Here is a 23854-nt window from a genome sequence, read left to right as displayed (position 1 = left end):
ACAGAGGGCAAAACACCCGGAGGAATTCGCCATGCCCTCGTTCGAAGCCGTGCAACGCCGCCTGGATACCCGTTTCGACCAGGCCCAGGACAACCTCGACGATATCGCCATGGGCGCCGAGGGCTATTCCCTCGACGACATGCACAGCTTCGTCGAAGCCATGCGTCAGATGTCCGCCGCCAGCTACGCGGTCAACCAGGAAACGGTGATCAAGCACAACCTGGCCAAGGCCATCGTTGATGCAATGCCATGAGCTTGGCCGCGCGCTGAGCCAATGGCTGGAGAATGGCGACGAGCCCTTCGTCTTCAGCGCCGATGACGGCCCGGTTCACCTGCGCCGGTTGCAGCAGGGCGTGCTGCTCAGCGCGCGCCTGATGCTGCGCCAGACGGGCGAAGCCCAGCTGCAGGATGCCCTGCGCCTCGGCCAGCCGAGCCTCGCGCGCTTCCCCGGCGCCCTCGCCCGCGACCCCGCCGACGGCCAGCTCTGGCTGCTGCACCGGCTCGACGAGGGCTGCACCAGCGCCGACCTGCTCGATGCCCTGGAAACCCTGCTCAACCAGCGCGATACCTGGCAATCGATGCTCGCCAGCGAGCCGCTGCCCACTCCCGTGCTGTCGCGGCCGCTGAACCTGCCGCCCGGTCTGATCGGAAAAGGAACCCGTTATGCCTGAGATGCGGTCCATGCAGTTTTTGTCCGCCCGTTGGCGTCGTTCGCTATACCTGCTGCCGCTGCTGCTGATCCTCGGGGGCACGGCCCAGGCCGCCGTACCGGACGGCTGGAAGAGCACCGCCTATGCCTACGAGGCCGAGGAAAACACGCCGCTGGAAGGTGTGCTCAGCGACTTCGCCAGCACCTTCGGGGTGATCCTCGACATCGACGGCAACCTCGATGGCGAGGTCAGCGGCAAGCTGCGCGCCGACAACCCACAGGCGTTCCTCGACCGGCTGGCACTGGAGCACCGCTTCCAGTGGTTCGTCTACAACAACACCCTCTACGTCAGCCCGCTCGACCAGCAGGACTCGGCGCGCCTGGAGATCTCCGCCGACGCGGTGCCCGACCTGCAACAGGCGCTGACCAACATCGGCCTGCTGGACAAGCGCTTCGGCTGGGGCGAGCTGCCCGACGAAGGCGTGGTGCTGGTTTCCGGGCCCAAGCGCTACGTGCAGCTGGTCAGCCGCTTCACCCGCCAGCGGGAGACCGAGGAGCAGAAGCAGGACATCATCAGCTTCCCGCTGCGCTATGCCAGCGCCGCCGACCGCAACATCAGCTACCGCGGCGAGACCCTGACCATTCCCGGCGTCGCCAGCATCCTGCGCAGCCTGCTGGAAAGCCGCAGCAACAACGCCATGCCGCTGCCGAACAGCAGTGGCGCGAGCCCGATGAATGCGCTTCAGGGCGTGCAGAGCATGGGCGAGAACCAGCTGGAACAGATGCTGATCAGCCGCATCGGCCAGGACAGCAGCAGCCGCCTGCCCACATCTGGCAAGGGTGGCGGCAAGATCCGCGTCGAAGCCGACGTGCGCAACAACGCGGTGCTGATTTATGACGGGCCCAAGCGCCGCGACCTCTACCAACGGGTCATGCGTGACCTCGACGTGCCGCGCAAGCTGGTGGAGATCGACGCCATCATCGTCGACATCGACCGCACCCAGCTAGCCGAGCTGGCCTCGAACTGGAACGTCGAGAGCGGCGACCGCATCGGCGGCGCCTCGCTGCTGGCGCCGGGCGCCTCGTCCACCCTGTTCATCCAGGACTACGGCGACTTCTTCGCCCAGTTGCGCGCGCTGGAAGGCAAGGGGGTCGCCTCGGTGGTGGCCAACCCGTCGATCCTGACCCTGGAGAACCAGCCGGCGGTGATCGACTTCAGCCGCACCGAATACCTCACCGCGGTCGGCGAGCGGGTCGCCAACATCGTCCCGGTGACCGCCGGCACCAGCCTGCAGGTGGTGCCCCACGCCATCGATGCCGAGGGATCGAGCCTGATCCAGATGGTGGTCGATATCGAGGACGGGCTGATCGAGGAATCCCAGGCCGGCCAGTCGACCCCCAGCGTGCGCCGCGGCAGCGTCAGCACCCAGGCGGTAATGGGCGAAAAGCGCTCGCTGGTGATCGGCGGCTTCCACGTCGAGGAAACCGGTGACAGCGAACAGCGCGTGCCGCTGCTGGGCAGCCTTCCCTACCTGGGCAAGCTGCTGTTCTCCTCCACGCGCCGCGAGACCAACCGCCGCGAGCGGCTGTTCATCCTCACCCCACGGCTGATCGGCGACCAGATCGACCCGTCGCGCTACCTGGCGCAGTCCGACCGGCACCGGGTCGACAGCGCCTTGGCCCGCGTCGAGGCACGCCGCTCGGGCTTGCGGCAGATCGGTCGCGAGGAGATCGCCGTGGCCCTCGCCAGCCTGGTGGAAGGCGAGGTGCCGCCGGGCTTCAGCGAAGCGGCCGTGCCCTATGTACCGCAGACGCTGTGCAATACGCCGGCGGAGCTGAGCCTCGATCCGCAGCGCTCGCAATGGTTCGCCGGCGACGACTACGGCATCGCCGTCGCCGTGGTGCGCAACACCGGCGAGCGCCGCCTGCGCCTCGACGAGGCCGGTTGCGGCGGGCGGCGCGCACTGGCCGTCAGCGTCTGGCCGCACGCCTGGCTGGAGCCGGGCGAGCAGGCCGAAGTGTTCGTCGCCATGCGGCCGCCGGCGAGCCGCCAGCGCCCCCCACGCACATCCCTGCTAGACACTGCCCGGAGAACCGTGCCATGAACAAGACCCCGCGACTGGCCCTGGCACTGCTCGGCCTGAGCCTGCTCGGCGGCTGCGCCAGCCACGCCGGCTGCTACGGCGCCGCCTGCGAGCGCGCCGATTCCACGCCGCGCAGACTGGTGATCTGGTGGTCGCCCGGCATGCGCGGCGGGCTCGGCACGGCGGAACAGCCGGTGGACCACTCCAGCGTGCGCCTCGGGGAATGAGCGGCCATGTTCCGTAGCAGCCAGACCAGCGCCAGCAGTTGCAAGCGCGACTTCCAGGAGTCGGTCGCCGCCGGCCTGCGCGCCCATTGGGAGCTGGCGCCCGGCATCGAATTCTGCCTGCGCCAGGAGCCCCATAGCCTGGGCTTGGCCTTGCAAGTGCACAGCCACGCGCTGCAGCCCAACCAGCTGAGCCTGGCGCTGGAGCGCCGTTTCCAGGACCCGCTGGAATTCGACCAGTTCTTCCTGTTCCTCGACCCGCAGCGCGCGCTGGTGATCTGGCACGCCCTGCCCGAGCAGCCGATTGCCATCGAACTGCTCGACGACATCCAGAGCCGCGAGCTGTCGCTGGTGGGCCTGGAGCACCTGGACGACCGTCCGCCCACCTACTGAAGCGAGGCCCTTAGATGCCAACCGACCAACCGCAGACCCAACGCCTGATGGCCGCGCTCGGCCAGCACCTGAACGCCGACCTCAGCCTGGACGAGGGCGTCTGTGCCCTGTACGACGCCCAGGGCCGGGAAGCCGCCGTGATCGAAATCCCGCCCCACAGCGACGCCGCCGTGCTGCACTGCGCCCTCGACGTGCCGCTGCACGGCGCGGACGCGCACAAGCGCCTGCTGGAACTCAACTTCCGCCTGGACACCCTGCGCGGCTGCTGGCTGGCGCTGGACGAGCGTGGCGAGGTGCGCCTGTGCACACAAAGCCCGCTGGAAGGGCTCGGCGAAGAGCGCTTCTGCCACTGGGTGGTGGGCTTCATCGCCCAAGTACAGGAAACCCGCGATCTGCTGGGCAAACCGCAACCCGGCACCACCCCACGCCGCACCAGCCTGGCCTGAAGACGTCGGCAATCTACACACCCGTAGGTTGGCGTTGAGCGAAGCCCAACGAGGAGCGCACAGCGCTCCCCCGCAGGCCGGCATCCCACACGCCGCCAGCGTTGGGCTTCGTCGCTGTGCTCCTCAGGCTACGCGCCCCGCCGCAGCCTACCGCCCCCCACAACCTACGCGCCGCGGTCGGGTGATCACACCCGGATGCCCTTGGCCGCCTCGCTGCTGGCGTTGATCGCCTTGCTGGCGGAGTCGGCCATGCCGCTGAGCATGCCGTTGAGGGTGTCGGCCAGGGTCTTCTGTGAGTTGAACTGGGCATTCATGGCCATGGCGGCCTGATTGCTGCGTTCGGCGTCGTCCAGCGCCTGCCTTGCCGACGGTACGGGGCCGTCGAGCTGCTGCAGACCCGTGGGTTGGCGCCCGTGCATGCCACGTTGCATCAGGCTATGGGTACTGCGGTGCTGGGGGACGCGCGGCTGCTGGCGCAAGGCGCCGGGGCCGCCCGCATGGTTGCCGATGGCGGCGGCGTTGGCCGCCGAGGTCTGCTGAATCTGCATGGCAATATCCTCCGAGGCCAGTTCAACCGAGCGCGCTGCGCACGCTGATGTTCTCTTCCCGACCCATGGCGCGGATCAGGTCGGTGGCCACGCCCTGCTTGGCGATCTCTCCGTCCAGGCTGTAGGACAGCGGACGATCCTCGTTATGGCCATATTTGAAGTCGATCTTGCCCTGGGTGCGGGTATGGCTGAGGGACGCACCGCTGCTGACGCTCCAGATCGGCGTCGGTGTGGCCATGTTGTGGCTCTGGCTGGCGGTGCTTTTGACGGTGATGGACTTGATCCGCAGGTTGTCGCGATTGGTGAGCGCCTCGCGCAGCTCGCGGTCGATGTCCTGCCCGGCGGCACAGCGGCTCTCGATGCCCTGGCGCACGCTGTCCTTCAGCTCCAGCACCACCGAGGCCTCGGTACCCTTGCCCTGCTCCAGCGCCCTGACCAGCCCGGCGAAGCGCGGGTCGCTGCCCAGCAGTTCGCGGATCTGCGCACGGTTGGCCGGCGCGGTTTCGTTCAGCCAGGTATGCGTTTCGTCGGGCTTACGGTACTTGGCGAACAGCTTGCGGTTACTCAGGCTGGTGGAGGTGATGCTGCGCTCCGCCGAGCTGAACTGCCGGCGGTTCTCGCTGGCGGCGGTCTGCTGGTTGTGCAACTGGCCCAGCTCGTACAGCGCCTGGTGCTGCTCGTCGCTGAGATTGGCGCGGGTTTGCGCCGGTAACTGCGCCTGCCAGTCCTGCAGGCTCTGCAACTGCGCGGACACATCGGCGCCGTTGGCCGCACCGGCCAGCGCCGGCTGGCCACGCTCGGCGGGAAACTCGCGACGCAGCGTGGCGCGCAGGTCGTCGACCGCTTGTTCGGTCACCGGCTGCGCCAGCTTGAAGCCGACGGTAAACGACTGCTGCCGACTACGATCGAGGTTGATCTTCGCAGACAGCTCCATCGGCACCCGACTGAACATGCCCGCGTCCTTGTCGACGTTGACCGTCACCGCCCCCTGTACCGGGCGCAGGTTGGCGCCGATATCGCCCTTGCGCAGGAACTGCCGGTCCTTGTTCACATTGTGCGAGCGCTCGCCGTCGGGGCCGTGGCTGGTGGCCTCGCGCCGCTCGCCATGGAACAGATTGAGGTTGAACGCAGGGCCGAGCGACGAACGCATGAAGGCGGTGGCCGACGGCAGGTTGCCGACATTGGCCCGGACCTCGGCGCCCCCCCACAGGTCGATATCGGCCGTAAGCTTGCTGGTTTCGGTGGCCTTGTGCTCGCTGCCCATCTTGACCAGCTCCGCCAGGGAGGCGTCCTTGTCGGTGAGGTTGGCGAGCACCCGCGCAAGATCCCCCTCCTTGACCGACATCGCCAAGTCGAACTCGCGCTTGTGGCCGAGGCTGCCGGTCAGCTCGGCACCGGCGAATACACCCACTTCCAATCCGGCCCCGCCCCTGAGGCCCTCGAAATGACCGGCGCCTATCAACGCATTGACGGTGCGACTCTGGCCGCCGCTGAGCTTCAGATCGGCCCCCTTGTCGGTGCGGGCGATGGATACCCCCTGGCTCTTCTCCATCGCCAAGCCGCCGGCGAACCAGACATGGGGAATGGCACCGGTGGAAAAATAGGGGGTAGTCAGGTTCGTGCCCTTGCTTCGCGCCAGGGCCACGGACTCGCCGGCGTCCATCTTGCGAATGCTGTCCACCAGCGCGCCATCGACGTCGTTGGCGCTGGTCTTCAACGCCCGCCGCGTATTGAGATTCAGCGCCTGGTTGCTGCTGCCAAGGGAATGGGCGAAGCGCTTGCGCGAGTCGTAGAGCCGCTCCAGCTGGCCATGGCTGGTAATGTTGGCATCGCTGAACACCCGGATATCGCTGTCCTGGTAGCTGCTCTTCAGCGCATCGAAGCGCTCACCGAGTTCACGCAGGCGGTCCGGATCGACCTGCCCGTTCTGCTGGGCCTGCTCCAGCGCGTCGGTCAGTGCGTGCAGCTCGCCGAGGGTATGGGCATCGAAGATCAGCTGATCCTTGACCAGCGCCGAGCGGTCGCCCTTGTCGCGCACCTTGTCCAGGCTGCGGTGGGACAGGTGCAGGCCATTGTCACGGTAGGTGCGCAGCAGCGTGCGGGTCGGGTTGCTGGCGGACGGCGCGACGTTGTGAAAGGCATCGTGCAACTGCTCGGTGACCCGGTGCCGGCCTCCGCGATTCAGCCCGCTCTGGATGCGTGACTTCAGCGACGGGCGGAACTGCTCCTTGACCAGCCCCTGGTCATTCACGATGCCGTGCAACTGGCCGAGGCGTACCGCATTGTGCTGGCTGCTCGTCTCCACCGCCTCGCGCAGGCCCTGCATCGCCTGCTGCAACGGCCGCGCCTCGGGCGGCAGGTTAAGGTCGTTGAGCCGCTGCTCCAGGTCCACCGCGCGCTCCTGGCCGCCGGCCAGTTGCGGCAGGCGCTGCAGCAGCGCGGTCTCGTCGGCGTAGACATCGCGCAAGCCCTGGCGGCCCTTGAAGTGATGCTGGATGTCCAGGCCGGTCTGCTTCACCGAATCGATCGGGTGGAAGTGCGCACGCAGCCCGCGGAAGATGCCGCGCTCCTTGACCTTGGCGCCTTCGGTGGTCTGGCCGAGCACATGGCTGGTCGCCGTCACATTGGCCCGACCCAGCTTGCGCGGACGATGGTGCCCTTCCAGTCGTTGCTGCAGCGTCGCACCCGAGTCAGCGCTCTCGGGCGCCAGCGGCTGCCAGGTGGCCGGGCCATTGCGCGACTCCGCCAGCCGGTGATCGTGGCCGTCGAAGCGGGCGACCGGCTGCTTGTCCGGCCCGGTGCGCAGCGAGCCCGGCTGCGCCGGCTGGTCACCGGGCCGTGGCTGTTCGACCCAATGGGATTCGGGAAATACCTTCTGCCAATCCTGCTTGGCCAGTTTGTGAATGGCTCCACTCTCGCTCTGCGCATAGAGGTTCTGCTGATGATCCAACGCCAGCGACTGCACCCGGCCGGCGTTGGCGGGGAACGCCAGAGCGGTCTCGCGTCCCTCGACATGCACGCGCAGTACATGGTCCTGATCGAGCGTAGCGAAGTGCTTGTCGTCGGCCACGGCGAAACCCGCCAGCGGGCGGTCTGCGCTGCCGGCCAGGCTGGTGCCGAGATCGACCTGAGTGCGTTTGCCGGTCGGGCGCAGCTCATGGCTGGCGCCGCGGCGCAGCGTTTCGCCGCTGCTGCTGGCATCCACCGACTTCAGCTCGCCGTTCTGCAAGGCATAGCCCTTGCCGTCCAGGCCGCGATCCAGGCGCTCGACGCGATGGGCACTGGCGGTCCAGCTCTGGGTCTGCTCGTTCCAGCCGTGCAGGCGGCCTTCGTGCAGGGCCACCTTACCCCGCGGGCCGAGGTCCAGCCTGGCGCTGCCCTGCGGATCGCGCGGTGCCGGCAGGCCTTCGTCCTTGCACATCACCAACGCATCGCTGAGGTTCCACTGCGGGGTCAGTCGGCCCTGATCGTCGACGCTACAGGCGTGCACCTGGCCATGGCGGTCGCGCACCAGCGCATTGAGTTCGCCGTTGTCGCCGTGCATGAAGCCCTCGACACTGACCCGCCCGCCGAGCGCACGCTCCAGCTCCGGCTGCGGCACCGCGCGCATGGCCAGGCGGCCGCCCTGCGGGCTGACCATCACCGAATGCTCGGGGTCGTCGCGATACAGCGCGCCGTGCTCGTCGCTGGCATAGAGCGTCTGTCCATCCCCGGAGAAGCCAATTTTCTTGGCTTGGAAATCCTGCTGGCCATCCGCGCCCTTCAGGCGCAACTCATGGCGCTCATCGCTCTGCCCGTCGCCAATGAACACGCGGGAGACGCCATTTTGCGTGCGCAACTCGGCTTGCAGCTCATGCACGCCGGTGAAGTCGTCCATCCCTTGCGGCAGCGAATACAACTGGCCATCGCCCAGACGGATGATGCGGCTGTACGAACGCCGGTCATCGCTGGGCTGCCAGCTATGGGTGGCACGGTCGAACTGATGCAGCCGCCCGTCATGCAGGCGGAACTGCTTGCCCTCGCCATCGCTGTGGATGCCGCTGACCAGGCCGAGATGGGCACGCCCAGGGCTGGCCGGAAAAGCCGCCTCGCCATCGGGATTCTGCTGCGCATTGGCCAGCTGCGCCGGCCGGCTGGTCTTCAGCACCGCCACCGCCGCCGGCGTCTGCTGGATATGCACCGCCTCGCGCTGATCCTGCGGGCCATTGACCTGGCGCACCTGGATGCGCGTCCCGCTGGTGTCCGCCGTGGCATGGGAATACAGCTTGTGCGGCTGATTCAACTGCCGCTCGATAGCCTCCCCTGCGAAGGAATTGGCCAGCCGCAACCGACCACCCTCCACCTGCGGGCTGAGCCGTGCATGAAACGCCGACCGCGTCGCCCCCTGCTGCACCTGCGGCGGCTGCGCCTGCTGCCCCCGCCGAAACAACCCCAAGAAACGCTGCCCCAGGGTCCGGCGCGCCGGCCCTTGGTGCAGCCCCTGATTCGCCGGCAAATTCTGCGCCTGCTGCACGGCCTGCTGCTGATGAACCGAAGGGTTGGAAATGCCTCGCATGGACGCCGTTCCTCTGACGATACGGACGGGAAGTTGCACCCTGAGTGGTGCGCGTTCACGTCCCGGTTCCACCGTTTGGCGGAGTCGAGGTCAGGCATAGCGATGATGTGGCGATGGGGTTCAGACCTGCGCGTTTGTTTGCAGGAATTCCGGAGGAAAGGCAGGGGCAGGATGGAGCTTGCAGACGCCCATTCTCAGCAGTGGTGGACACGCTTCGCGTTGTCCACCCTACCGATGACTGAATCAGGGTGGAAACTCGCAAAGCGGTTTCCACCAAAATTCCAGGCTAATTGCTTTGGTTATTTACATCCTGGGACAAGGTTGGTTTTTGTTGCAACCCCCTAAGTTTATTAAGCTCTCTTTCCACCCTCAAAATATAAGAAGAAAATATTGCAAATGTCACACAAAAAACTATTGGAACTATTTGATAAATCCGGGAAAGTTTTTCTGAAACTTCAGAACTACCCATTTCCGCCCAAGTAAATACTGCTATAACTGAAAAGACGTACCCAGCTAAAACACCAAGTCTCATTTCGCCCCCTCTGGTTCGCAGTCACATCTCGCTTTACAACGTTCGTATCCAGCGAAGCACCCACGTATGAGGCCACTATGGGTCATCCCAGTCGTCGCCTCAATTATCTGGGGCCCGGCGCCAGCCACTGAGGTCGCTCCTGCCGCGGGAATAGCTCCGCCTGTAGCAGCAGCACGCCCTCCTGCGGCGCCAAGTAACCCTCCTGCAATACGAGAAGCTGCTGGATACCAGTCAACTAAGATTAAGCAAGTATTTAGCGTCTCTTCGCAATCACATTTCTCTTCGGGCTCTGGTTCCGGGGGAGCAGGTGGTTTCGGCTTAACCCCAGTACTGCCCATCAACCCCCAAATATCTATTCGTGTAATTGGGTTTCCCTCCACATACCCGTAGGTATTTGGGCCGCCTTTCAACCCAATCGGATCACTTTCCACATACCGCCCAGTCTCCGGATCGTAATCCCTGAAGTAGTTGTAGTGCAGCCCAGTCTCCTGATCGAAATACTGCCCCGGAAAGCGCAGGTTCATGGCCAGGGTGCCGGTGGCCTGCCCCACCCCGAACGCATCCGATTGCCATTGCCAGATGATTTGATGGTTTTGGCTGGTGGCCACGCGAGGGGTGTTGAGGTGGTCGCTGTGCAGGTAGAACGGGGTGCTGCTGGCGATGGCGCCCTGGGCGTTGTAGGTCAGGGTCAGGCCGCCCAGGGGCAGGCTGTCCAGCCAGAGGTAGAACTGGGCCTTCTGCTTCTGGCCCTGGGCGTTGTACAGGGTCTCTCCCAGCAGTTGGCCGTCCGGGCCGTAGAGGAAGGTGGTCAGGCCTTGGGCGCTTTGTTTGTGGGTGCGCTGGCCGAGGGCGTTGTAGCGGAAGCTGGCGACGACTTGGCCGTTGACGGTGACGCTGCTCAGCCGGCCCTGTTGGTCGTAGGCGAGCTGGCGGTTGGCGCGGTCCTGGGTGAGGTTGCCGGCGGCATCGCTGCTGACGGCCTGGCCGTTGTGCTCGGTCAGGCGGTTGTGGGTGGCGCCATACTGGGAGGGAGTGCTGGTGCCGGGCTGGGCCTGGCCGTTGACCACTGGTGTGCGCTGCTTGCCGGTACGGTTGCCCGCCGCATCGTAGCTGTAGCGCTGCTGCAGGTCGGCGCGTTTTTCTTCGGTGAGGCGGTCGAGGGCGTCGTAGCTATAGCTGAGGTTGCCGAACAACGTGCTGTTCAGTTGGCTGATGTTGCTGTTGGGGTCGTATTGGTACTGGCTCTGCCAGGGGCCGACGCTTTGCTGGCGTAGCTGGTAGTCCTGGTCGTACTGGCGGCTGAGGCTGACGCCGTTGCCCCAGGTGAGGCTTTTCAGCGGGCCGAACGGCAGGTAGGCGATGCCGCTGGCCACTGGCATCGCCGGGCCGTTGCCGACGGTGAGCTCCACGGCGCTGACCTGGCCTGCGGCGTTGCGCCGGTAGTGCACGCTGAAGCCGGCCGGGTAGTCGATGCGGGTCAGTTGGTTGGCGGCATCGTAGGCGTAGCCGAGGCGGTCGTACTGATCGTTGCCGTTGATGACCACCGAGCGCAGTTGTTCGGTCAGGTTGCCCTGCTCGTCGTAGCTGTAGCCGAGCACGCCGCTGGCGTCCTGCACGGCGGTGAGCCGGCCGATGCCGCGGTTGCCGTTGGCGGTCATGTCGTAGTGGTACTGGACGTTGAGCGCCGGGTTGGCCGGGTAGCGTTTGGCGACGAGGCGGTTGAGGGCGTCGTACTGGTATTCGGTGACCACGCCGCGGGCGTCGGTTTTTTTGACCACGTTGCCGGCGGCGTCATGCACGTAGGTGGTGGTGCCGCTGTCCGGGCTGATCAGTTGCTTGAGGTCGCCGAGGCCGTCGTAGACGTAGCGGGTGGTGACGCCGCGCGGGTCCTTGACCTGGGTGACGCGGTCCTGGGCGTCGTAGTCGAGCTGGGTGACGCCGTTCAGCGGGTCGGTGACGGTGACCAGCCGGTCCAGCGCATCGAACGCCTGGGTGTGGCTGTAGTGGCGCGGGTTGGTGGTCTGCTCGGGGTTGTCGTTGAGGTCGTAGCGGTACTGGCTGGTCTGTTCGGCGGCGCCGATGCTGCGCAGCAGGCGGCCGAGTTCGTCGTAGACCCAGCGCTGTTGCTGGGTGAGGCTGCCGCTGGCGTCCTTGATGCGTTGGGCGGTGCGGTTGCCCATGGCGTCGAGGTCGAATTCCAGGGTTTCGCCGAGGTTGTTCTGGATGGCGGTGAGGCGGCGGGCGCCGTCGTAGCTGTAGCGCAGCCAGCTGCCGTCGCCGCGGGTGAGCTGGACGATCTGGCCCACCGCGTCGTGCTCGAAGGCGGTGGTGCTGCTGGCGGTGGTGACCGAGGCCAGCCAGCCCTGGGGGGTGTAGGTGAGGGTGCTGACCACGCCATTGGCGTCGGTGACGGTCTGCGGGTTGCCGTAGCTGTCGAAGTCGGCCAGGCGGGTGACGTGGCCGAGGGCATTGGTCACCTGGGTCAGTCGGCCGCGCTCGTCGTAGGCGTAGCGGGTAACGTCCTGCACGTCGGTGCGCGGGCCGTCGGCGGTTTCGATCAGGCCCTGGGCGGTGTAGGTGTAGCTCCAGCTGCGGGTCGCGGCCTGGGCCGGCAGGCAGAGGGCTCCGGCCAGCGCTACGGCCAGCAGGGAGCGGGAAAGGGTCAGGCGCATCGGCGCAGTTCCTTCTGTCGGTGTTTTAAAGGGATTCGATGGTCTGGCCGAGGGAGCGGCCCTGGTCGTCGTACTGGTAGCGGATCACCCGGCCGGGCTCGGTCACCGTCAGCGGCAGGAACAGCGTCGGGTGCCATTCGGTGGTGATGGTGCGCGCCTGCGGGGTGCCGTAGGCCTCGGTGCGGGACTCTTCCAGGCCGCGGGCGTTGTAGGCGTAGGTGGTGACGTGGCCCTTGTTGTCGGTCTTGCGGGTCAGCAGGCCGCGGCTGTCGTAGGCGAACGTCGAATTGCTGTTCGGGCAGTTGGCCGAGGGTTCGCCTTCGATGGCGGTGATGCGCTTGATGCCGCCGATGGTCTGGAAGCGGTAGGTGGTCTTTTTGCCCAGGGCGTTGATCACGCTGGAGGAGCCATCGGCGTTGTAGCTCACCGTGCCTCGCTCGGCACCGTTGGCGTGTTCGCTGGAGATGGCCCGGCCCCGGTCGTCATAGGCCCAGGTGGCATAGCGCACACCGCTCTCGTCGGTGATGCCGGTGAGCAGGGCGTTGTTGCGACTGTCCTCGTAGTGGAACTGGCGCGTTTCGCTGTGGTTGTTGCGGGTGCGGGTAAGCGAGGCCAGGCGTTTGTTGGCGTTATAGGCGTAGCTGATGCTCAAGTCACCGGCGTTCAGGCTCAGCGGTTGACGCTGGGCATCCTCGGTGAAGGAAAGGCGGTTGCCCAAATGATCCGTGACGGTGATCGTGCCATTGGCATAGGTCAGAGACTGAGTGATGCCGTTGCTATCGCTCCAGCGGCTCAGGCGGCCAGTGGTATCGAAGACGAAGCGTTCATTGTTCGTAGCCAGATACTGCCAGCCATCGCTGCGCTTGCTCAAACGACCCAGTTCGGTAGCCGAGGTCGCCTTGACCGTGCTGCCGTCGAACGTGAAGAACGCCTCGCGACCATGGTGCAAAACCACGGCAATGTGACTACCGGCGAAGCGCAGGTGACTGGAGTGATTGTGTCGCCAGAGACCGTCGAGACTGTTGTAGCTGCGGACAAACTCCAGTGGGGAAGCCCCAGTGGCCTGATAATCCACTTCCGCCTGGAACTTATTGCCAATCGCGAAGTTGACGGGGTTCAGGGCGAACATCCTGGGCGGCGTGTTGCTGACATCGCAGGCCGAAGGAGGCGGACCTTTATCCGGGTCAACCGAACAACCTCCTGTCGTTGGATTAAGAATCTTATCGGTAGGACATGAATCGCCATAGCGTCCGAATAAGTAAGTAACGGAGGTAGTGGAAGGATGGGGAGCATTAACGGAATGAAGGCTCACTCGACATTCGGCACGAATATCGCTTTTAAAGATCACAGCAAACCCGGTGACACGCCACATCACCTCTTTAGTGTTGTAAGCATACGCACCAGCATATGCAGAACAATAGGATATGGCATCCGGATAAGGCGTATACATTAGTTCAATGTTTCCAGCATTTGCCGTATGGATACTGGAGGTATAGGAAAGCCAATAATACTCAACAGCATAGGAGGGCCTTGGCAGTGCGAGTAGCGAAAAAAGCAAAAAGCAGGAAAACACACTAAGCGTGCGCCACCTGAACAGAATCATTGGCCGACTGGCTAAACCGTCGATACGCGGAGCGCGGGAACGAACAATTGTTTCTTCAATATTGGATATTTGCATTTAATTCTTGCGCACCTTCATAGGGATTCGGTGGTCTGGCCGAGCGAACGGCCCTGGTCGTCGTACTGGTAGCGGATCACCCGGCCGGGCTCGGTCACCGTCAGCGGCAGGAACAGCGTCGGGTGCCATTCGGTGGTGATGGTGCGTGCCTGCGGGGTGCCGTAGGCCTCGGTGCGGGACTCTTCCAGGCCGCGGGCGTTGTAGGTGTAGGTGGTGATGTGGCCTTTGTTGTCGGTCTTGCGGGTCAGCAGGCCGCGGGCGTCGTAGGCGAAGGTGGAGTTGCTGTTCGGGCAGTTGGCCGAGGGTTCGCCTTCGATGGCGGTGATGCGCTGCACGCCCTTGATGTACTGGAAGCGGTACTTGGTCACCTTGCCCAGTTCGTTGGTCACGGAAACAGTGCCGTCGCTGTTATAGGCCACAGTCACCCGCTCGGCGCCGTCGGCGTGTTCGCTGGAGATGGCCCGGCCTTTGTCGTCGTAGCTCCAGGTGGCATAGCGCACGCCGCGCTCGTCGGTGATGCCGGTGAGCAGGGCGTTGTTGCGGCTGTCCTCGTAATGGTACTGGCGCTGGGTGGTCTGGCCGCCGACGGTGCGGCTGACCGAAGTCAGACGCTTATTGGCGTCGTAGCTGTAGGCGATCTGCACGCCAGGGGCGGTCAGGGTTAGCGGCTGACGGTTGGCGTCCTCGGTGAAGCTCAGGCTATTGCCGAGGTTGTCGGTGACGGTGACCTGGCCGCCGGCATAGCTGAGCTGATGCACCGCACCCTGGGCATTGCTCCACTGGGTGAGCTTACCGGCGCTGTCGAAGCTGAAGCGCTCGTTGTCGGTGGAAACGAACTGCCAGCCGTTGGTGGTCTTGCTCAACACACCCAGGTCGGCGGAGGTGGGCGTGACCGTACTGCCGCTGACGGTGAAGAACGACTCGCGGCCGTGGTGCATGACCACCGACACGTACTGCGTGCCAGCGAAGCGCAGATAAGTGGAATAGCGATGGCGCCAGAGGCCGTCGAGGCTGTTGTAGCTGCGGGTGAAGTTCAGTGCCGAATTGCCACCGGCGTGGTAGTCGGTTTCGATTTGAAACTTGTTGCCGATGGCGAAGTTGATGGGGTTGCCGGCAGTGGAGCTAGGGCATAGATTGGATGGGCCTTTCTGCTCATCTTCCCTGCATGCTCCTGTGGTGGGGTTATGGTTAATACCGCTCTCACAATAATCGCCATATCGAGCAAGCGCCGCCCAGTCATCGGCAAAAACACGGACATTGGGAACCCACGACCGGATCAAAGCACCACCGCACTTGTAAATATAAGCTCGACTAGAACTGTTATATGCGTAAGCACCAACTCTCTCTATAAACCTAATAGTTCCTGGCCCCCGGGCGGCATAATCAGTCTCCTGCCTATCAAGGTCAGCAAAACAAGCGGCTTCCGGAGACGAATGTCTTTCGGCCCCAGGGCGATTAATGATCCAGTAGTATTGTTCCACCGAAAAAAACTTTGCAGGGAAGCATAGCTAGAGCAACCAAGGCAAATATCTGGCGCCTAACAAACGAACGCCCACATAAAGTCGAGCCATTAAAAGCATGGCTTGCATGGCCAACGAACTGACTAATACAAGCAGAGAGACGAGAGACGAAAGAAGGCATTAAATACTTTTCCTTCTGTAAGAGAACTTATTATTTACTGAGTAACCTACGGTACAGCTACCCACCCCATGGGGCATGGGTAAGCAAGGAAGCGAGAACATAAATCTGTCGAGAACTGAAGCGTGCATTTTTCAAATCCCTTTGAGGTGGGGCGGCGAATGGTAATGACTACGGGGCAATCTGCGGCAGCGTTGCTCGTTGAGCGGAGTTTGTTTTGTGACAATCATCACACCCCAGGCCGTCCCTCGCATGCGCCCAGCCGGCAGGCGCCGAATCTGAACAGGCAGGGCCAAGGGGTCGCAGAGCGTCCAGGGGTGCGTCCCCCACGCAGAGCATGGGAACGATCAGTGCTCTGCGTGGGACCACTTGGGATTAGCTCAGCCCTTGCCCAACGCCCTCCCATACAACGCCTCGGCATCCCCCAACAACGCACGCGCCGATGACAGGGTATGGCGGGATATGCGTGCGCCGTCCGGGCGGCTTTCTCGGAGCAGGACTTCGAACAATGCCTGCACGGCGGCCAGGCGCAGGGAGGCGACTTCGCAGAGTTGGGTGGGGCTGGCGTAGGCGAGGTGGCTCAGCCTGGGGGGTAGCGGTTGGAGGTCAGGCATGGCGCACCTCCTGACGGGAGGTGGAACGGGCAGCCTGGGGTATCGCGTGGGTAAAAGGGGGATAGTGCATTTTCCTTATGCTCCTCGGAACGGTTTATGGAACCGCCATCCGACCTTCCTACGGGTATGGGTGGCGGACCGTGCAAGGGTAGGAACCGGCGTCCGAGGGAACCGGCCAGGCCGAAGCCTGCCTCACACGGCCCGCCATAGATGCGCGCAAGCGAACAACAGGCATGAAAAAAGCGCCTGCTGCGGTTGCGGCTATGGCGCTGTCGCGCCTCGAACAATATCCGGGTTCCTACGCCCGGCCACGGGATTGACCGTGGCGGGCGTGACTCTAGCGCTGATGGTGAGGCTGGGCAAGCGCTTGAAGATAGCGAGATGCCCCCGTTGGGCTTCGGGGAAGAGCGCCCCTCAACCTAACTTGGGTCCTGCGTTTTGGGCTGCGATCTTCCGTAGGTTGCGGTTGAGGAGCGAAGCGACGAAGCCCAACAGGGCTCCCTCGAGGGCACTACGTGCCCTTGTTGGGCTTCGCTGCGCTCAACCACAACCGACAAGACACGGGGTTGGGCGCCGCTTTTCGGTTCAGCGTTGGCCGAGATCAGGCATTTCGATGACGTTGCGCCGGGCCTCGTCATCCAGTTCGCGCAGGACGCGGTAGATCTGTGCCACGGCCTGCAGGGTGTCACGGGGGATGAAGCGGCCGAGGTCTTCGCGGTAGAGGGTACGGGCCAGCCAGACGCATTGGATGACCGGCACGCCGGCGGCCTGGGCGCGGGCGATGAGGGCGCGGGCGTCGGCGTCGGCGCCTTTGTCGATCAGTTGCGGCAGCGGGGTCTGTTCGGGGCGGTAGTAGAGGGCGACGGCGAAGTGAGTGGGGTTGATCACCAGCATGTCCGCTTCTTCCACCGGTTTGGGCTTGGCTGCCGGTTGTTCCAGTAGCTGTCGGGCGAGGCTGCGGCGGTGCATTTTCACGTGGGGGTCGCCTTCCAGTTCCTTGAATTCCTTGCGCACTTCTTCGTGGCTCATGCGCAGGCGCTTGGCGAAGAAGTATTTTTGCAAGGCGAAGTCGACGGCGGCGAGCACCAGCAGCACGCCGAGGCTCATGTGCAGCACGCGGCGAAACAGCGCCACCAGTCCCTGCCAGTAGCCCGGCAGGTCGCCATGCACCAGGCCGATCAGCGCGCCCAGGGCCGGCAGGGTCACCAGATAGATCACCGAGCCGATGAAGATGGCCTTGACCAGGCCCATGAACAGGTTCATCAGCGACTGACCGGAGAACATCTGCTTGGCCTGGTTGGCCGGGTTGAGGCGGTTGAAGTCGGGCTTCAGCGCCTCGGGGGCGAACAGGAAGCCGAACTGCATCCAGCTGCCGGCCAGGCGCAGCACCATGGCCAGGCCGACGGTGGTCAAGGCGAAGCCGATCAGCACGCCGCCGGCCTGGGCCAGTACCTCTTCCAGGGCGCGTTCGAACGGCTGCTGCATGCGCGCGATGGGGAACGCCACCATGCGTTCCAGCGCCTGCATGCTGCGGGCGGACATGAGCAGCGCCACCTCGGCCACCGCCGCCAGGATCAGCAGCTTGGTGATGTCCTGGCTCTGCCCGACCTGGCCTTTCTTGCGCGCATCGCGGACCTTCTTCGGCGTGGCCTTCTGGTTCTTTTCGCCGCTGCTTTCGCTCATCCGGGTACCTGGAACAATAGGCCGAGGCTGTGGCGCAGGTCCTTGAGCAGGCTCAGGCGGTCCACCGCCAGGTCCCACAGCGTTGGCAGGTAGAACAGCAGGAAGGCCAGGCCGATCAGGCTCTTGGCCGGCATGGCGAGGATGAACACCTGCAGTTGCGGGCTGTACAGGCTGAGCAGGGCCATGCCGAACTCCACCAGCAGCAGCAGGCCGACGAAGGGCGCGGCGTAGAGGATCAGGTGGGTCAGGGTGTCGGCCAGCAGGCCGAGGAACACCGGGAAGCCCTCCGCCGCCGGCTGCGGGAACCAGGCGGTCGGTGGCCAGATCAGGTAGCTGTCCCAGAGCACCTGGGTCAGGGTGCCGAGGCCGAGGGTGGCGATCAGCAGGAGGATGGTCATCTGCTTGAACAGGTGGCCGATGGGCGTGGCGTCCTGGCCGAGGGCCGGGTTGAGCTGGCCGCCGATCAGTGCGCCGCGCTGGTTGTCGAGCAGCGCGCCGACCGATTCGAACAGCCAGAACGGCATCGCCAGCAGCACGCCGAGCAGCATGCCGAGGGCGACCTCCTTGAACATCAGCCCGCCGACGGTCAGCCAGTTGGCGTCGGCCATCACCAGCCCGGCGCGAATGCCCGGCGCCGGCAGCAATGCCAGGGCGAATACCACCGCGTGGCGCGGCAAGCCGCGCACGTGCTCGAAGCAGAACGCCGGAATGAGGTAGGCGCAGGGGTAGATGCGTGCCATGCCCAGGGCCACCGCCAGCAGCAGCTCGAACAGCGGCGAGAAGATCGAGTGTTCCACTAGGGTCTGCTAACGTTTCGGCGCGAGTCGCGTTGCTGCGCCAAATGGTGCCAGGTTAGGCGCAGGACGCAGGGAATGGTCGCTCCCTTGCCAAGTCCTGCAACGACAGCTGGTGATATGTCGCGCAGCCTAGGCGGCCCCACCCGCAGGGACGTGCCTGTTTTTGCGCGGCGGGCAGCCACCAATGTTTCGTTGGAAATCATCGAGTTTTCTCCTCACATCCAGCTACGCGCAAAAAAAGGTGCGTCGCGGCCGTGGCGAACCGTTTGCAGACCCTATGTCTGGGCCATCATGTCGAAGGCCATATTGATCAGCTGGATCAACTCGCCGCCGATCCAGCGGCCGGTGAGGATCAGGGTGATGCCCACCGCCACCAGCTTGATGCCGAACGGCAGGGTCTGGTCCTGCACCTGCATCAGCGCCTGCACCAGCGAGGTGAGCACGCCGGCGATGACCGCCACGATCAGCGGCGGCGCCGAGAGGATCACCACCAGCAGCATGCCTTGCTTGAACAGCCCCAGGGCGTCCATCGCCACCTCACATATAGGAGTAGAACAGGCCGTCGAGCAGCCGCGACCAACCCTGCACCAGGACGAACAGCAGCAGCTTGAGCGGCAGGGAAATGGTCATCGGCGCGACCATCTGCATGCCCAGGGCGAGCAGCAGGTTGGAAACGATCAGGTCGATGACGATGAACGGGATGTAGATCAGGAAGCCGATCTGGAAGCCCGCCTGCAGCTCGGAGAGCATGAACGCCGGGATCAGCAGCATCAGGTCGTTGCGGCTGGCGGCCTCGGCCTGTTCCTTCGGCCACATGCGCGCGGTGTTGTCGAGCAGGTGGGTCAGGGTGTCCGGGTCGGTGTTCTTGGCCATGAAGCGCTGCAGCGGCTCGACCGCGCCGAGGGCGGTTTCCTGCAGAGCGTCGGGGCTGCTGAAGTCCAGCGGGGTCTTCTCCACCACCTGGCTGATCTCATGGCCGACCGGGGCCATGACGAACAGCGTCGCGGCCAGGGCGATGCCGTACAGCGCCATGTTCGGCGGCACCTGCTGCACGCCGATGGCGTTGCGGGTGATCATCAGCACGATGACGATCTTCAGGAAGGCGCTGCAGATGATCAGCAGCAGCGGCACCAGCGACAACGCGCCGATGAACAGCGCCAGCAGAAAGGGATCGACACCCTGGAAACTCATCCGCTGAAGTCCACGCGGGTGACCTGCAGGCCCAGGCGGCCATCGATTTCCACCAGCTCGCCCTCGGCCACCGGGCGCTCGCCGTAGTAGAGGCTGGCCATGCCCGGACGTACGCCGGCCACCCGCAGCAGTGCGCCGGGCGCCAGCTCCTGCAGCTCGGCGAGGCTCAGCCGCAGTTGGCCACAGCGCAGGGTCAGCGGCAGGCTCAGGTCGTCGAAGGTGCCGACCGGGTGGCTGGCGGGCCCATCGCTGGCGTCGGTCGCGGCCGGTGAATCGGCCAGCGCCGGGTCGTGCCAGGTGTCGGTGAATTCGTCCTGCATGTCGTGTTCCTCGATAGCAAATACGTTGAGGCTGGAGGGCGTGGCCTGGCTATCCAGATGCACTGCCAGGCGATGCCGGCCCAGGCGCAGTTCGCCGTGGCCGGTGGGTTCGAATAGCGGCTGCTGCGGCAGCAGCACGTCGCCGGGGCGCAGCCGGCGCAACTGGCCGGCGCTCAGTTGCAGGTAACCGAGGATCAGCGGCAGGTGCAGCGGCCAGGTGTCCGGCACGCTCGCCGGCAGTCGTTGCCAGGCGGCATGGCTACACAGCGCCAGCAGCACCTCGGCCGGCAGGCTCAGGCGGCTGAGCGCTCGCGACTCGCCAAGCTGCACGCTCAGGCGGCATTCGATGGCCTCGGGGAGCGGCTCTGCGCTCGGCTTGAGATAGCCGAACAGCGCACGCAACGCCGGACTGAGGGATTCGTGGAACAGCGCCCAGAACCACTCGTCATCGGCGCCTGCCTCGGCCGGCAGCACCACCGGGCAATCGCCGAGCAGGCTGAGCACCGCGCTGGGCTCGCTCAGGCCGAGCAGGCCGTGGGCGCATTCCAGGACCACCGGAGTACCGCCACTCGGGCCCTGGCCGGGTTCCAGCAGCAGTTCACCGGCCTCGCCGGCCAGCGCGAACGGCAGCCGCAGGCCGCGCCCCAGGCGCTGGCGCGCCAGGGCTTCGGCGTCGTTGAAGAGGCGCAGGCGCAACGCACTCATACTGGGCTCCCGTCCTGGCTAACCCGCAGTGCCACCGGTTGGCCAAGCGCGCTGCCCAGGCGTTCTTCGCATAGCGCCTGGCAGGCGGCCAGGCGGGCGTGGCTGTCGTCGTCCTCGGCCTGCAGGTCGATGTCCCAGCCTTCGCCGCGCAGGCGCCGTGCCGAGACGCTGATCCGGCCCAGTTGCGGCAGGTGCAGCAGCGCCTGCAAGGGCACGTCGAGGGCCTCGTTCAGGCGTGGCGCCAATTGGTCGACCAGGGCATCGAGGGTGCTCGGGTCGAGCCCGGCCAGCCCGGCCAGGGCCGCCGCCCCGGAGTCGCCGCCGGCATGGCCGCCCGCGCCGCCGAGCAATTGGGCGAACCAGCGGCTATCGCCGCGGGCGGCAAGGTTCTGCGCCGCGCCGGGGTCGGCCTCGCGCTCGTCGTGGCGGCGTGGCTCGGCGGCCGGGGCCTTGGCGGCGGTGGATTCAGCAGCCCTCATGCTCGCCCTCCTCCCGCTCGATCAGCGCGGTCAGCTCGCGGAGCTTTTCCAGTTGCCGCTGGCGCTCGCGCAGGCGCAGACGGGCGCTGTCGGCCTGCTGCTGTTGGCGCAGGCGCTGTTCGCGCAGTTCCAACAGTGCCGATTCGTCGCTGGCCAGGTCGCCGAGCAGGCGTTTCTCTTGCTCGCCCCAGGCGGCCAGGGCCATCGGCGTGAGGAGCTGGTCCTGATGCTCATCGGCCAGCCGCTGGCGCTGCGCCTGCTGCTCGCGGCGCGCCTGTTCCAGCTGCGACTCGGCGTTCGCCACCCGTTGCAGCAGGGTTTCCAGGCGCTGGCGGGCGTCCTGCCAGATGCGCTCGGCCTGGGCTTCGCGGTGACGGCGGATCGGTTGCAGAGCGGCAATTTCACGCGGGGACATGGGCAGTCAGCTCGGCAAGGTGGTCGAGGGTTTCGAGGAACGGCACCGGCTCACGCAGGTCCTGGCGCAGGAAGCCATCGACCGCCTCGCGGGAGTCGACGGCCAGGTCGGTGAGCGGGTCGGCGCCGCTCTGGTATTCACCCAGGCGCAGCATCAGTTCGATCTGCTGGTAGCCGGAGAGCAGCCGGCGCAGGCCGATGCCGGCGCGCAGGTGGTCCGGATCGGCGACGTTGGCGAGGGTGCGCGAGAGGCTGGCGAGCACGTCGATGGCCGGGTAGTGGCCGCGCTCGGCGAGCTTGCGCGACAGCACGATGTGGCCGTCGAGCAGCGAGCGCACCTCATCGGCCACCGGGTCGTTCATCGAGTCCTGCTCGATCAGCACGGTGTACAGCGCAGTGATGGCGCCGTCGTTGGACAGCCCGGCGCGCTCCACCAGGCGCGGCAGCAGGCCGTAGACCGAGGGCGGCAGGCCGCCGCGACCCATCGGCTCGCCGGCGGCCAGGCCGATCTCGCGCTGGGCGCGGGCGAAGCGGGTCAGTGAGTCGATCAGTAGCAGCACGCGCCGGCCCTGGCGGCGAAAGCCCTCGGCCAGCGCAGTGGCGGTGAAGGCGGCGCGGGCGCGCTCCATGCTCGAGCGGTCGGAGGTGGCGCAGACCAGCACGGCGCGGGCGCGCAGTTCGGCATCCAGTTCATGGTCGAGGAATTCGCGCAGCTCGCGGCCACGCTCGCCGATCAGGCCGAAGACGATCACGTCGCAATCGACATTGCGCGCGATTTCCGCCAGCAGGGTGGTCTTGCCGCAACCGGCGCCGGCGAACAGGCCGACGCGCTGGCCCTCGCCGAGGGTCAGCGGGCCGTCGATGGCACGCACGCCGGTCGCCAGTGCCCGTTCGATGCGCGGCCGCGCGGTGGGTGGCGGCGCTTCGCCGATCACCGGGCAGGCATCGCGGGCAGCCGGTTCGGCGAAGGCGCCGGGGCCGTCGCCCTCCAGCGGCCGACCGAAGCCGTCGAGCACCTGGCCGAGCAGGTCGTCGCCGACCCGCACCCGGTGCGGCACGCCCAGCGGCTCGACGGCGGCGCCGACACGCACCCCCTCCAGCCCACCGAGGGCACTGAGCAAGGCGTCCTGGCGGTCGAAGCCGACGATCTCGGCCAGCAGGTCGTCATTGCCGGCCTTGCTCACCCGGCACAGGTCGCCGATCTGCGCGCCCGGCAGCCGGCATTGCAGGAGGATGCCGTTGACCCGCTGCACGCGCCCGCGCACCGCCACCGGCGCGAAGTCATCCAGGTGGGCGACCTGACGCGCGCGCCACCGCTCCAGACGCAGCGCCGCGTCGCTCACCAGGTCACCTCGTAGCGCTGGTCGCCCTCGAAGCGCACCTTGTTGTTGTCGATGGCGGTCAGCCGCAGGCCTTCGAATTCGTCGCCGAGGAACAGCCGCCGGCCATCGGCGGTGACCACGTGGCCCTGCTTGCCGCCGATGATCTGCACGATCTTGAACGGCAGCTCGTTGCGCTGCTCCTGCAGGGCATCGGTGATGGCGATGGGTGTATCGAAACGCTCGACGAAGCGCTCGAGCATGCGCGCCACCACCGGCAGGCGGTCCTTCGGCAGCGCGCCGGTCAGCTCGATGCGGCCGTCGCGCTCACGCAGTTCCACCAGCGACGACAGCTCGCGCTCGCGCAACATGCGCAGCAGTTCCTGGCGTACCTCGAAGCCGCTTTCCAGCACCTGCCGCTGCTCGCTCTGGGTCGCCCGTGGCAGGCGCTCCGGCGCCGCGGTGGGTGTGCTCAAGGCCCAGGCGCTGCCAGCCAGGGTCACCACCGCCGCGGCGATGGCCAGGCGCTTGGGCAGCGACGGCCGTGGCGCCGCCTGGCGCGGTACGATCGGCTCGCCGGCGGCGATCGGCTCGGCCTCGGCAGCGTCCTCCGGCCAGGGCGCGTCGGCCGGCACCACGCACAGCCAGATGGCGCCGACGGCGAAGGGCACGCCGGGCTGCAGATTGGCGATCAGCGCCTGGCGCTGGCCCTGCTCGTCGCTCAACGGGCCTTCCTCGGCTTCCACCGACCAGTGGCCATCGACGCAACGCAAGCCGAGGTGCCGAGCACAGATGCCGGGGTCGTACAACGCCAGGTCGGCGTCCGCCGCGGCACCGACGATCCAGTGCTCGCCCACCAGGGGCAGCGCGGCGCCGCGGTGCAGACCGCTCATCACGCGGAGTTCGTACATGG

General features: G+C 65.9%; 22 protein-coding genes. 6 read left to right on the top strand and 16 right to left on the bottom strand.

Features of this window, described 5'->3' with window-relative positions; genetic code table 11:
- Positions 1 to 31 precede the first annotated feature (31 nt).
- From ACWKV7_RS12980 to ACWKV7_RS12955, 6 genes are read left to right on the top strand one after another with little or no spacing between them, the layout of a single operon-like run.
- Positions 32 to 253 (top strand): serine kinase, encoded by a 222-nt coding sequence (locus ACWKV7_RS12980; RefSeq protein WP_483858096.1) that lies wholly within the window; start codon positions 32 to 34, stop codon positions 251 to 253.
- Positions 240 to 671 (top strand): type III secretion system chaperone, encoded by a 432-nt coding sequence (locus ACWKV7_RS12975; protein WP_483858095.1) that lies wholly within the window; start codon positions 240 to 242, stop codon positions 669 to 671. The genes ACWKV7_RS12980 and ACWKV7_RS12975 overlap by 14 nt, the downstream gene beginning before the upstream one ends.
- Entirely contained in the window at positions 664 to 2754 is a 2091-nt protein-coding gene (gene sctC / locus ACWKV7_RS12970) for a type III secretion system outer membrane ring subunit SctC (protein WP_483858094.1), read from the top strand. The genes ACWKV7_RS12975 and sctC overlap by 8 nt, the downstream gene beginning before the upstream one ends.
- Positions 2751 to 2960 (top strand): HrpT family type III secretion system protein, encoded by a 210-nt coding sequence (hrpT, locus tag ACWKV7_RS12965; RefSeq protein WP_483858093.1) that lies wholly within the window; start codon positions 2751 to 2753, stop codon positions 2958 to 2960. The genes sctC and hrpT overlap by 4 nt, the downstream gene beginning before the upstream one ends.
- A gap of 6 nt (positions 2961 to 2966) precedes the next feature.
- Complete coding sequence (locus tag ACWKV7_RS12960; RefSeq protein WP_483858092.1) at positions 2967 to 3350, top strand: type III secretion protein HrpV; 384 nt, start codon at positions 2967 to 2969, stop codon at positions 3348 to 3350.
- 14 nt (positions 3351 to 3364) lie between these two features.
- A complete protein-coding gene (locus ACWKV7_RS12955; RefSeq protein WP_483858091.1) occupies positions 3365 to 3796 on the top strand; it encodes a type III secretion system chaperone in 432 nt (143 codons plus the stop codon).
- Between the two features lie 185 nt (positions 3797 to 3981).
- On the opposite strand, the gene ACWKV7_RS12950 is transcribed toward ACWKV7_RS12955, so the two are convergent.
- From ACWKV7_RS12950 to ACWKV7_RS12875, 16 genes are all read right to left on the bottom strand, one after another.
- A complete protein-coding gene (locus ACWKV7_RS12950) occupies positions 3982 to 4344 on the bottom strand; it encodes a type III secretion system major pilin HrpA (RefSeq protein WP_483858090.1) in 363 nt (120 codons plus the stop codon).
- 22 nt (positions 4345 to 4366) lie between these two features.
- Positions 4367 to 8899 (bottom strand): AvrE-family type 3 secretion system effector, encoded by a 4533-nt coding sequence (locus ACWKV7_RS12945; RefSeq protein WP_483858089.1) that lies wholly within the window; start codon positions 8897 to 8899, stop codon positions 4367 to 4369.
- Positions 8900 to 9185: 286 nt separating this feature from the next.
- Complete coding sequence (locus ACWKV7_RS12940; protein WP_483858088.1) at positions 9186 to 9431, bottom strand: hypothetical protein; 246 nt, start codon at positions 9429 to 9431, stop codon at positions 9186 to 9188.
- Entirely contained in the window at positions 9428 to 12103 is a 2676-nt protein-coding gene (locus tag ACWKV7_RS12935) for an RHS repeat-associated core domain-containing protein (protein ID WP_483858087.1), read from the bottom strand. The genes ACWKV7_RS12940 and ACWKV7_RS12935 overlap by 4 nt, the downstream gene beginning before the upstream one ends.
- 25 nt (positions 12104 to 12128) lie before the next feature.
- Positions 12129 to 13232: a DUF6531 domain-containing protein gene (locus tag ACWKV7_RS12930; RefSeq protein WP_483858086.1), complete on the bottom strand. Its 1104-nt coding sequence runs from the start codon at positions 13230 to 13232 to the stop codon at positions 12129 to 12131.
- Positions 13233 to 13798: 566 nt separating this feature from the next.
- Positions 13799 to 15061 (bottom strand): DUF6531 domain-containing protein, encoded by a 1263-nt coding sequence (locus ACWKV7_RS12925; RefSeq protein ID WP_483858085.1) that lies wholly within the window; start codon positions 15059 to 15061, stop codon positions 13799 to 13801.
- A 738-nt stretch (positions 15062 to 15799) separates the two neighbouring features.
- Complete coding sequence (locus tag ACWKV7_RS12920) at positions 15800 to 16033, bottom strand: hypothetical protein (protein WP_483858084.1); 234 nt, start codon at positions 16031 to 16033, stop codon at positions 15800 to 15802.
- Positions 16034 to 16618: 585 nt separating this feature from the next.
- Positions 16619 to 17716 carry a type III secretion system export apparatus subunit SctU gene (gene sctU / locus ACWKV7_RS12915; RefSeq protein ID WP_483858083.1) on the bottom strand — a complete coding sequence of 366 codons (1098 nt, stop codon included), beginning with the start codon at positions 17714 to 17716 and terminating at the stop codon, positions 16619 to 16621.
- On the bottom strand, positions 17713 to 18513 hold the full coding sequence (gene sctT / locus ACWKV7_RS12910) for a type III secretion system export apparatus subunit SctT (protein WP_483858082.1): 801 nt from the start codon (positions 18511 to 18513) through the stop codon (positions 17713 to 17715). The genes sctU and sctT overlap by 4 nt, the downstream gene beginning before the upstream one ends.
- Before the next feature lie 275 nt (positions 18514 to 18788).
- Entirely contained in the window at positions 18789 to 19043 is a 255-nt protein-coding gene (sctS, locus tag ACWKV7_RS12905) for a type III secretion system export apparatus subunit SctS (RefSeq protein ID WP_483858081.1), read from the bottom strand.
- Positions 19044 to 19050: 7 nt separating this feature from the next.
- Positions 19051 to 19704, bottom strand: coding sequence for a type III secretion system export apparatus subunit SctR (gene sctR / locus ACWKV7_RS12900; protein WP_483858080.1), 654 nt, complete (start codon positions 19702 to 19704; stop codon positions 19051 to 19053).
- Complete coding sequence (gene sctQ, locus ACWKV7_RS12895; protein WP_483858079.1) at positions 19701 to 20729, bottom strand: type III secretion system cytoplasmic ring protein SctQ; 1029 nt, start codon at positions 20727 to 20729, stop codon at positions 19701 to 19703. The genes sctR and sctQ overlap by 4 nt, the downstream gene beginning before the upstream one ends.
- On the bottom strand, positions 20726 to 21208 hold the full coding sequence (locus tag ACWKV7_RS12890; RefSeq protein WP_483858078.1) for a type III secretion system HrpP C-terminal domain-containing protein: 483 nt from the start codon (positions 21206 to 21208) through the stop codon (positions 20726 to 20728). The genes sctQ and ACWKV7_RS12890 overlap by 4 nt, the downstream gene beginning before the upstream one ends.
- Entirely contained in the window at positions 21195 to 21623 is a 429-nt protein-coding gene (sctO, locus tag ACWKV7_RS12885; protein WP_483858077.1) for a type III secretion system stalk subunit SctO, read from the bottom strand. Before sctO ends, ACWKV7_RS12890 begins: the two co-directional genes overlap by 14 nt.
- Positions 21610 to 22965 (bottom strand): FliI/YscN family ATPase, encoded by a 1356-nt coding sequence (locus ACWKV7_RS12880; protein WP_483858076.1) that lies wholly within the window; start codon positions 22963 to 22965, stop codon positions 21610 to 21612. Before ACWKV7_RS12880 ends, sctO begins: the two co-directional genes overlap by 14 nt.
- Entirely contained in the window at positions 22962 to 23852 is an 891-nt protein-coding gene (locus ACWKV7_RS12875; RefSeq protein WP_483858075.1) for an FHA domain-containing protein, read from the bottom strand. The genes ACWKV7_RS12880 and ACWKV7_RS12875 overlap by 4 nt, the downstream gene beginning before the upstream one ends.
- Positions 23853 to 23854 lie beyond the last annotated feature (2 nt).

This window comes from Zestomonas ipomoeae (genome assembly GCF_057128665.1).
The sequence above is the reverse complement of the archived record's forward strand: the minus strand, read 5'-3'. Positions and strand labels throughout refer to the sequence as shown.

Excerpts from the sequence above, each read along its gene's own strand:
- ACWKV7_RS12930 (WP_483858086.1), bottom strand. The coding sequence starts at position 13,232 with ATGTTCGCCCTGAACCCCGTCAACTTCGCGATTGGCAATAAGTTCCAG.
- sctC (WP_483858094.1), top strand. The coding sequence starts at position 664 with ATGCCTGAGATGCGGTCCATGCAGTTTTTGTCCGCCCGTTGGCGTCGT.
- ACWKV7_RS12945 (WP_483858089.1), bottom strand. The coding sequence starts at position 8,899 with ATGCGAGGCATTTCCAACCCTTCGGTTCATCAGCAGCAGGCCGTGCAG.
- ACWKV7_RS12950 (WP_483858090.1), bottom strand. The coding sequence starts at position 4,344 with ATGCAGATTCAGCAGACCTCGGCGGCCAACGCCGCCGCCATCGGCAAC.
- ACWKV7_RS12975 (WP_483858095.1), top strand. The coding sequence starts at position 240 with ATGCAATGCCATGAGCTTGGCCGCGCGCTGAGCCAATGGCTGGAGAAT.
- ACWKV7_RS12890 (WP_483858078.1), bottom strand. The coding sequence starts at position 21,208 with ATGAGGGCTGCTGAATCCACCGCCGCCAAGGCCCCGGCCGCCGAGCCA.
- sctU (WP_483858083.1), bottom strand. The coding sequence starts at position 17,716 with ATGAGCGAAAGCAGCGGCGAAAAGAACCAGAAGGCCACGCCGAAGAAG.
- sctS (WP_483858081.1), bottom strand. The coding sequence starts at position 19,043 with ATGGACGCCCTGGGGCTGTTCAAGCAAGGCATGCTGCTGGTGGTGATC.
- ACWKV7_RS12955 (WP_483858091.1), top strand. The coding sequence starts at position 3,365 with ATGCCAACCGACCAACCGCAGACCCAACGCCTGATGGCCGCGCTCGGC.
- ACWKV7_RS12960 (WP_483858092.1), top strand. The coding sequence starts at position 2,967 with ATGTTCCGTAGCAGCCAGACCAGCGCCAGCAGTTGCAAGCGCGACTTC.
- hrpT (WP_483858093.1), top strand. The coding sequence starts at position 2,751 with ATGAACAAGACCCCGCGACTGGCCCTGGCACTGCTCGGCCTGAGCCTG.
- ACWKV7_RS12875 (WP_483858075.1), bottom strand. The coding sequence starts at position 23,852 with ATGTACGAACTCCGCGTGATGAGCGGTCTGCACCGCGGCGCCGCGCTG.
- sctR (WP_483858080.1), bottom strand. The coding sequence starts at position 19,704 with ATGAGTTTCCAGGGTGTCGATCCCTTTCTGCTGGCGCTGTTCATCGGC.
- sctO (WP_483858077.1), bottom strand. The coding sequence starts at position 21,623 with ATGTCCCCGCGTGAAATTGCCGCTCTGCAACCGATCCGCCGTCACCGC.
- ACWKV7_RS12920 (WP_483858084.1), bottom strand. The coding sequence starts at position 16,033 with ATGCCTGACCTCCAACCGCTACCCCCCAGGCTGAGCCACCTCGCCTAC.
- sctQ (WP_483858079.1), bottom strand. The coding sequence starts at position 20,729 with ATGAGTGCGTTGCGCCTGCGCCTCTTCAACGACGCCGAAGCCCTGGCG.
- ACWKV7_RS12980 (WP_483858096.1), top strand. The coding sequence starts at position 32 with ATGCCCTCGTTCGAAGCCGTGCAACGCCGCCTGGATACCCGTTTCGAC.
- ACWKV7_RS12935 (WP_483858087.1), bottom strand. The coding sequence starts at position 12,103 with ATGCGCCTGACCCTTTCCCGCTCCCTGCTGGCCGTAGCGCTGGCCGGA.
- ACWKV7_RS12940 (WP_483858088.1), bottom strand. The coding sequence starts at position 9,431 with ATGAGACTTGGTGTTTTAGCTGGGTACGTCTTTTCAGTTATAGCAGTA.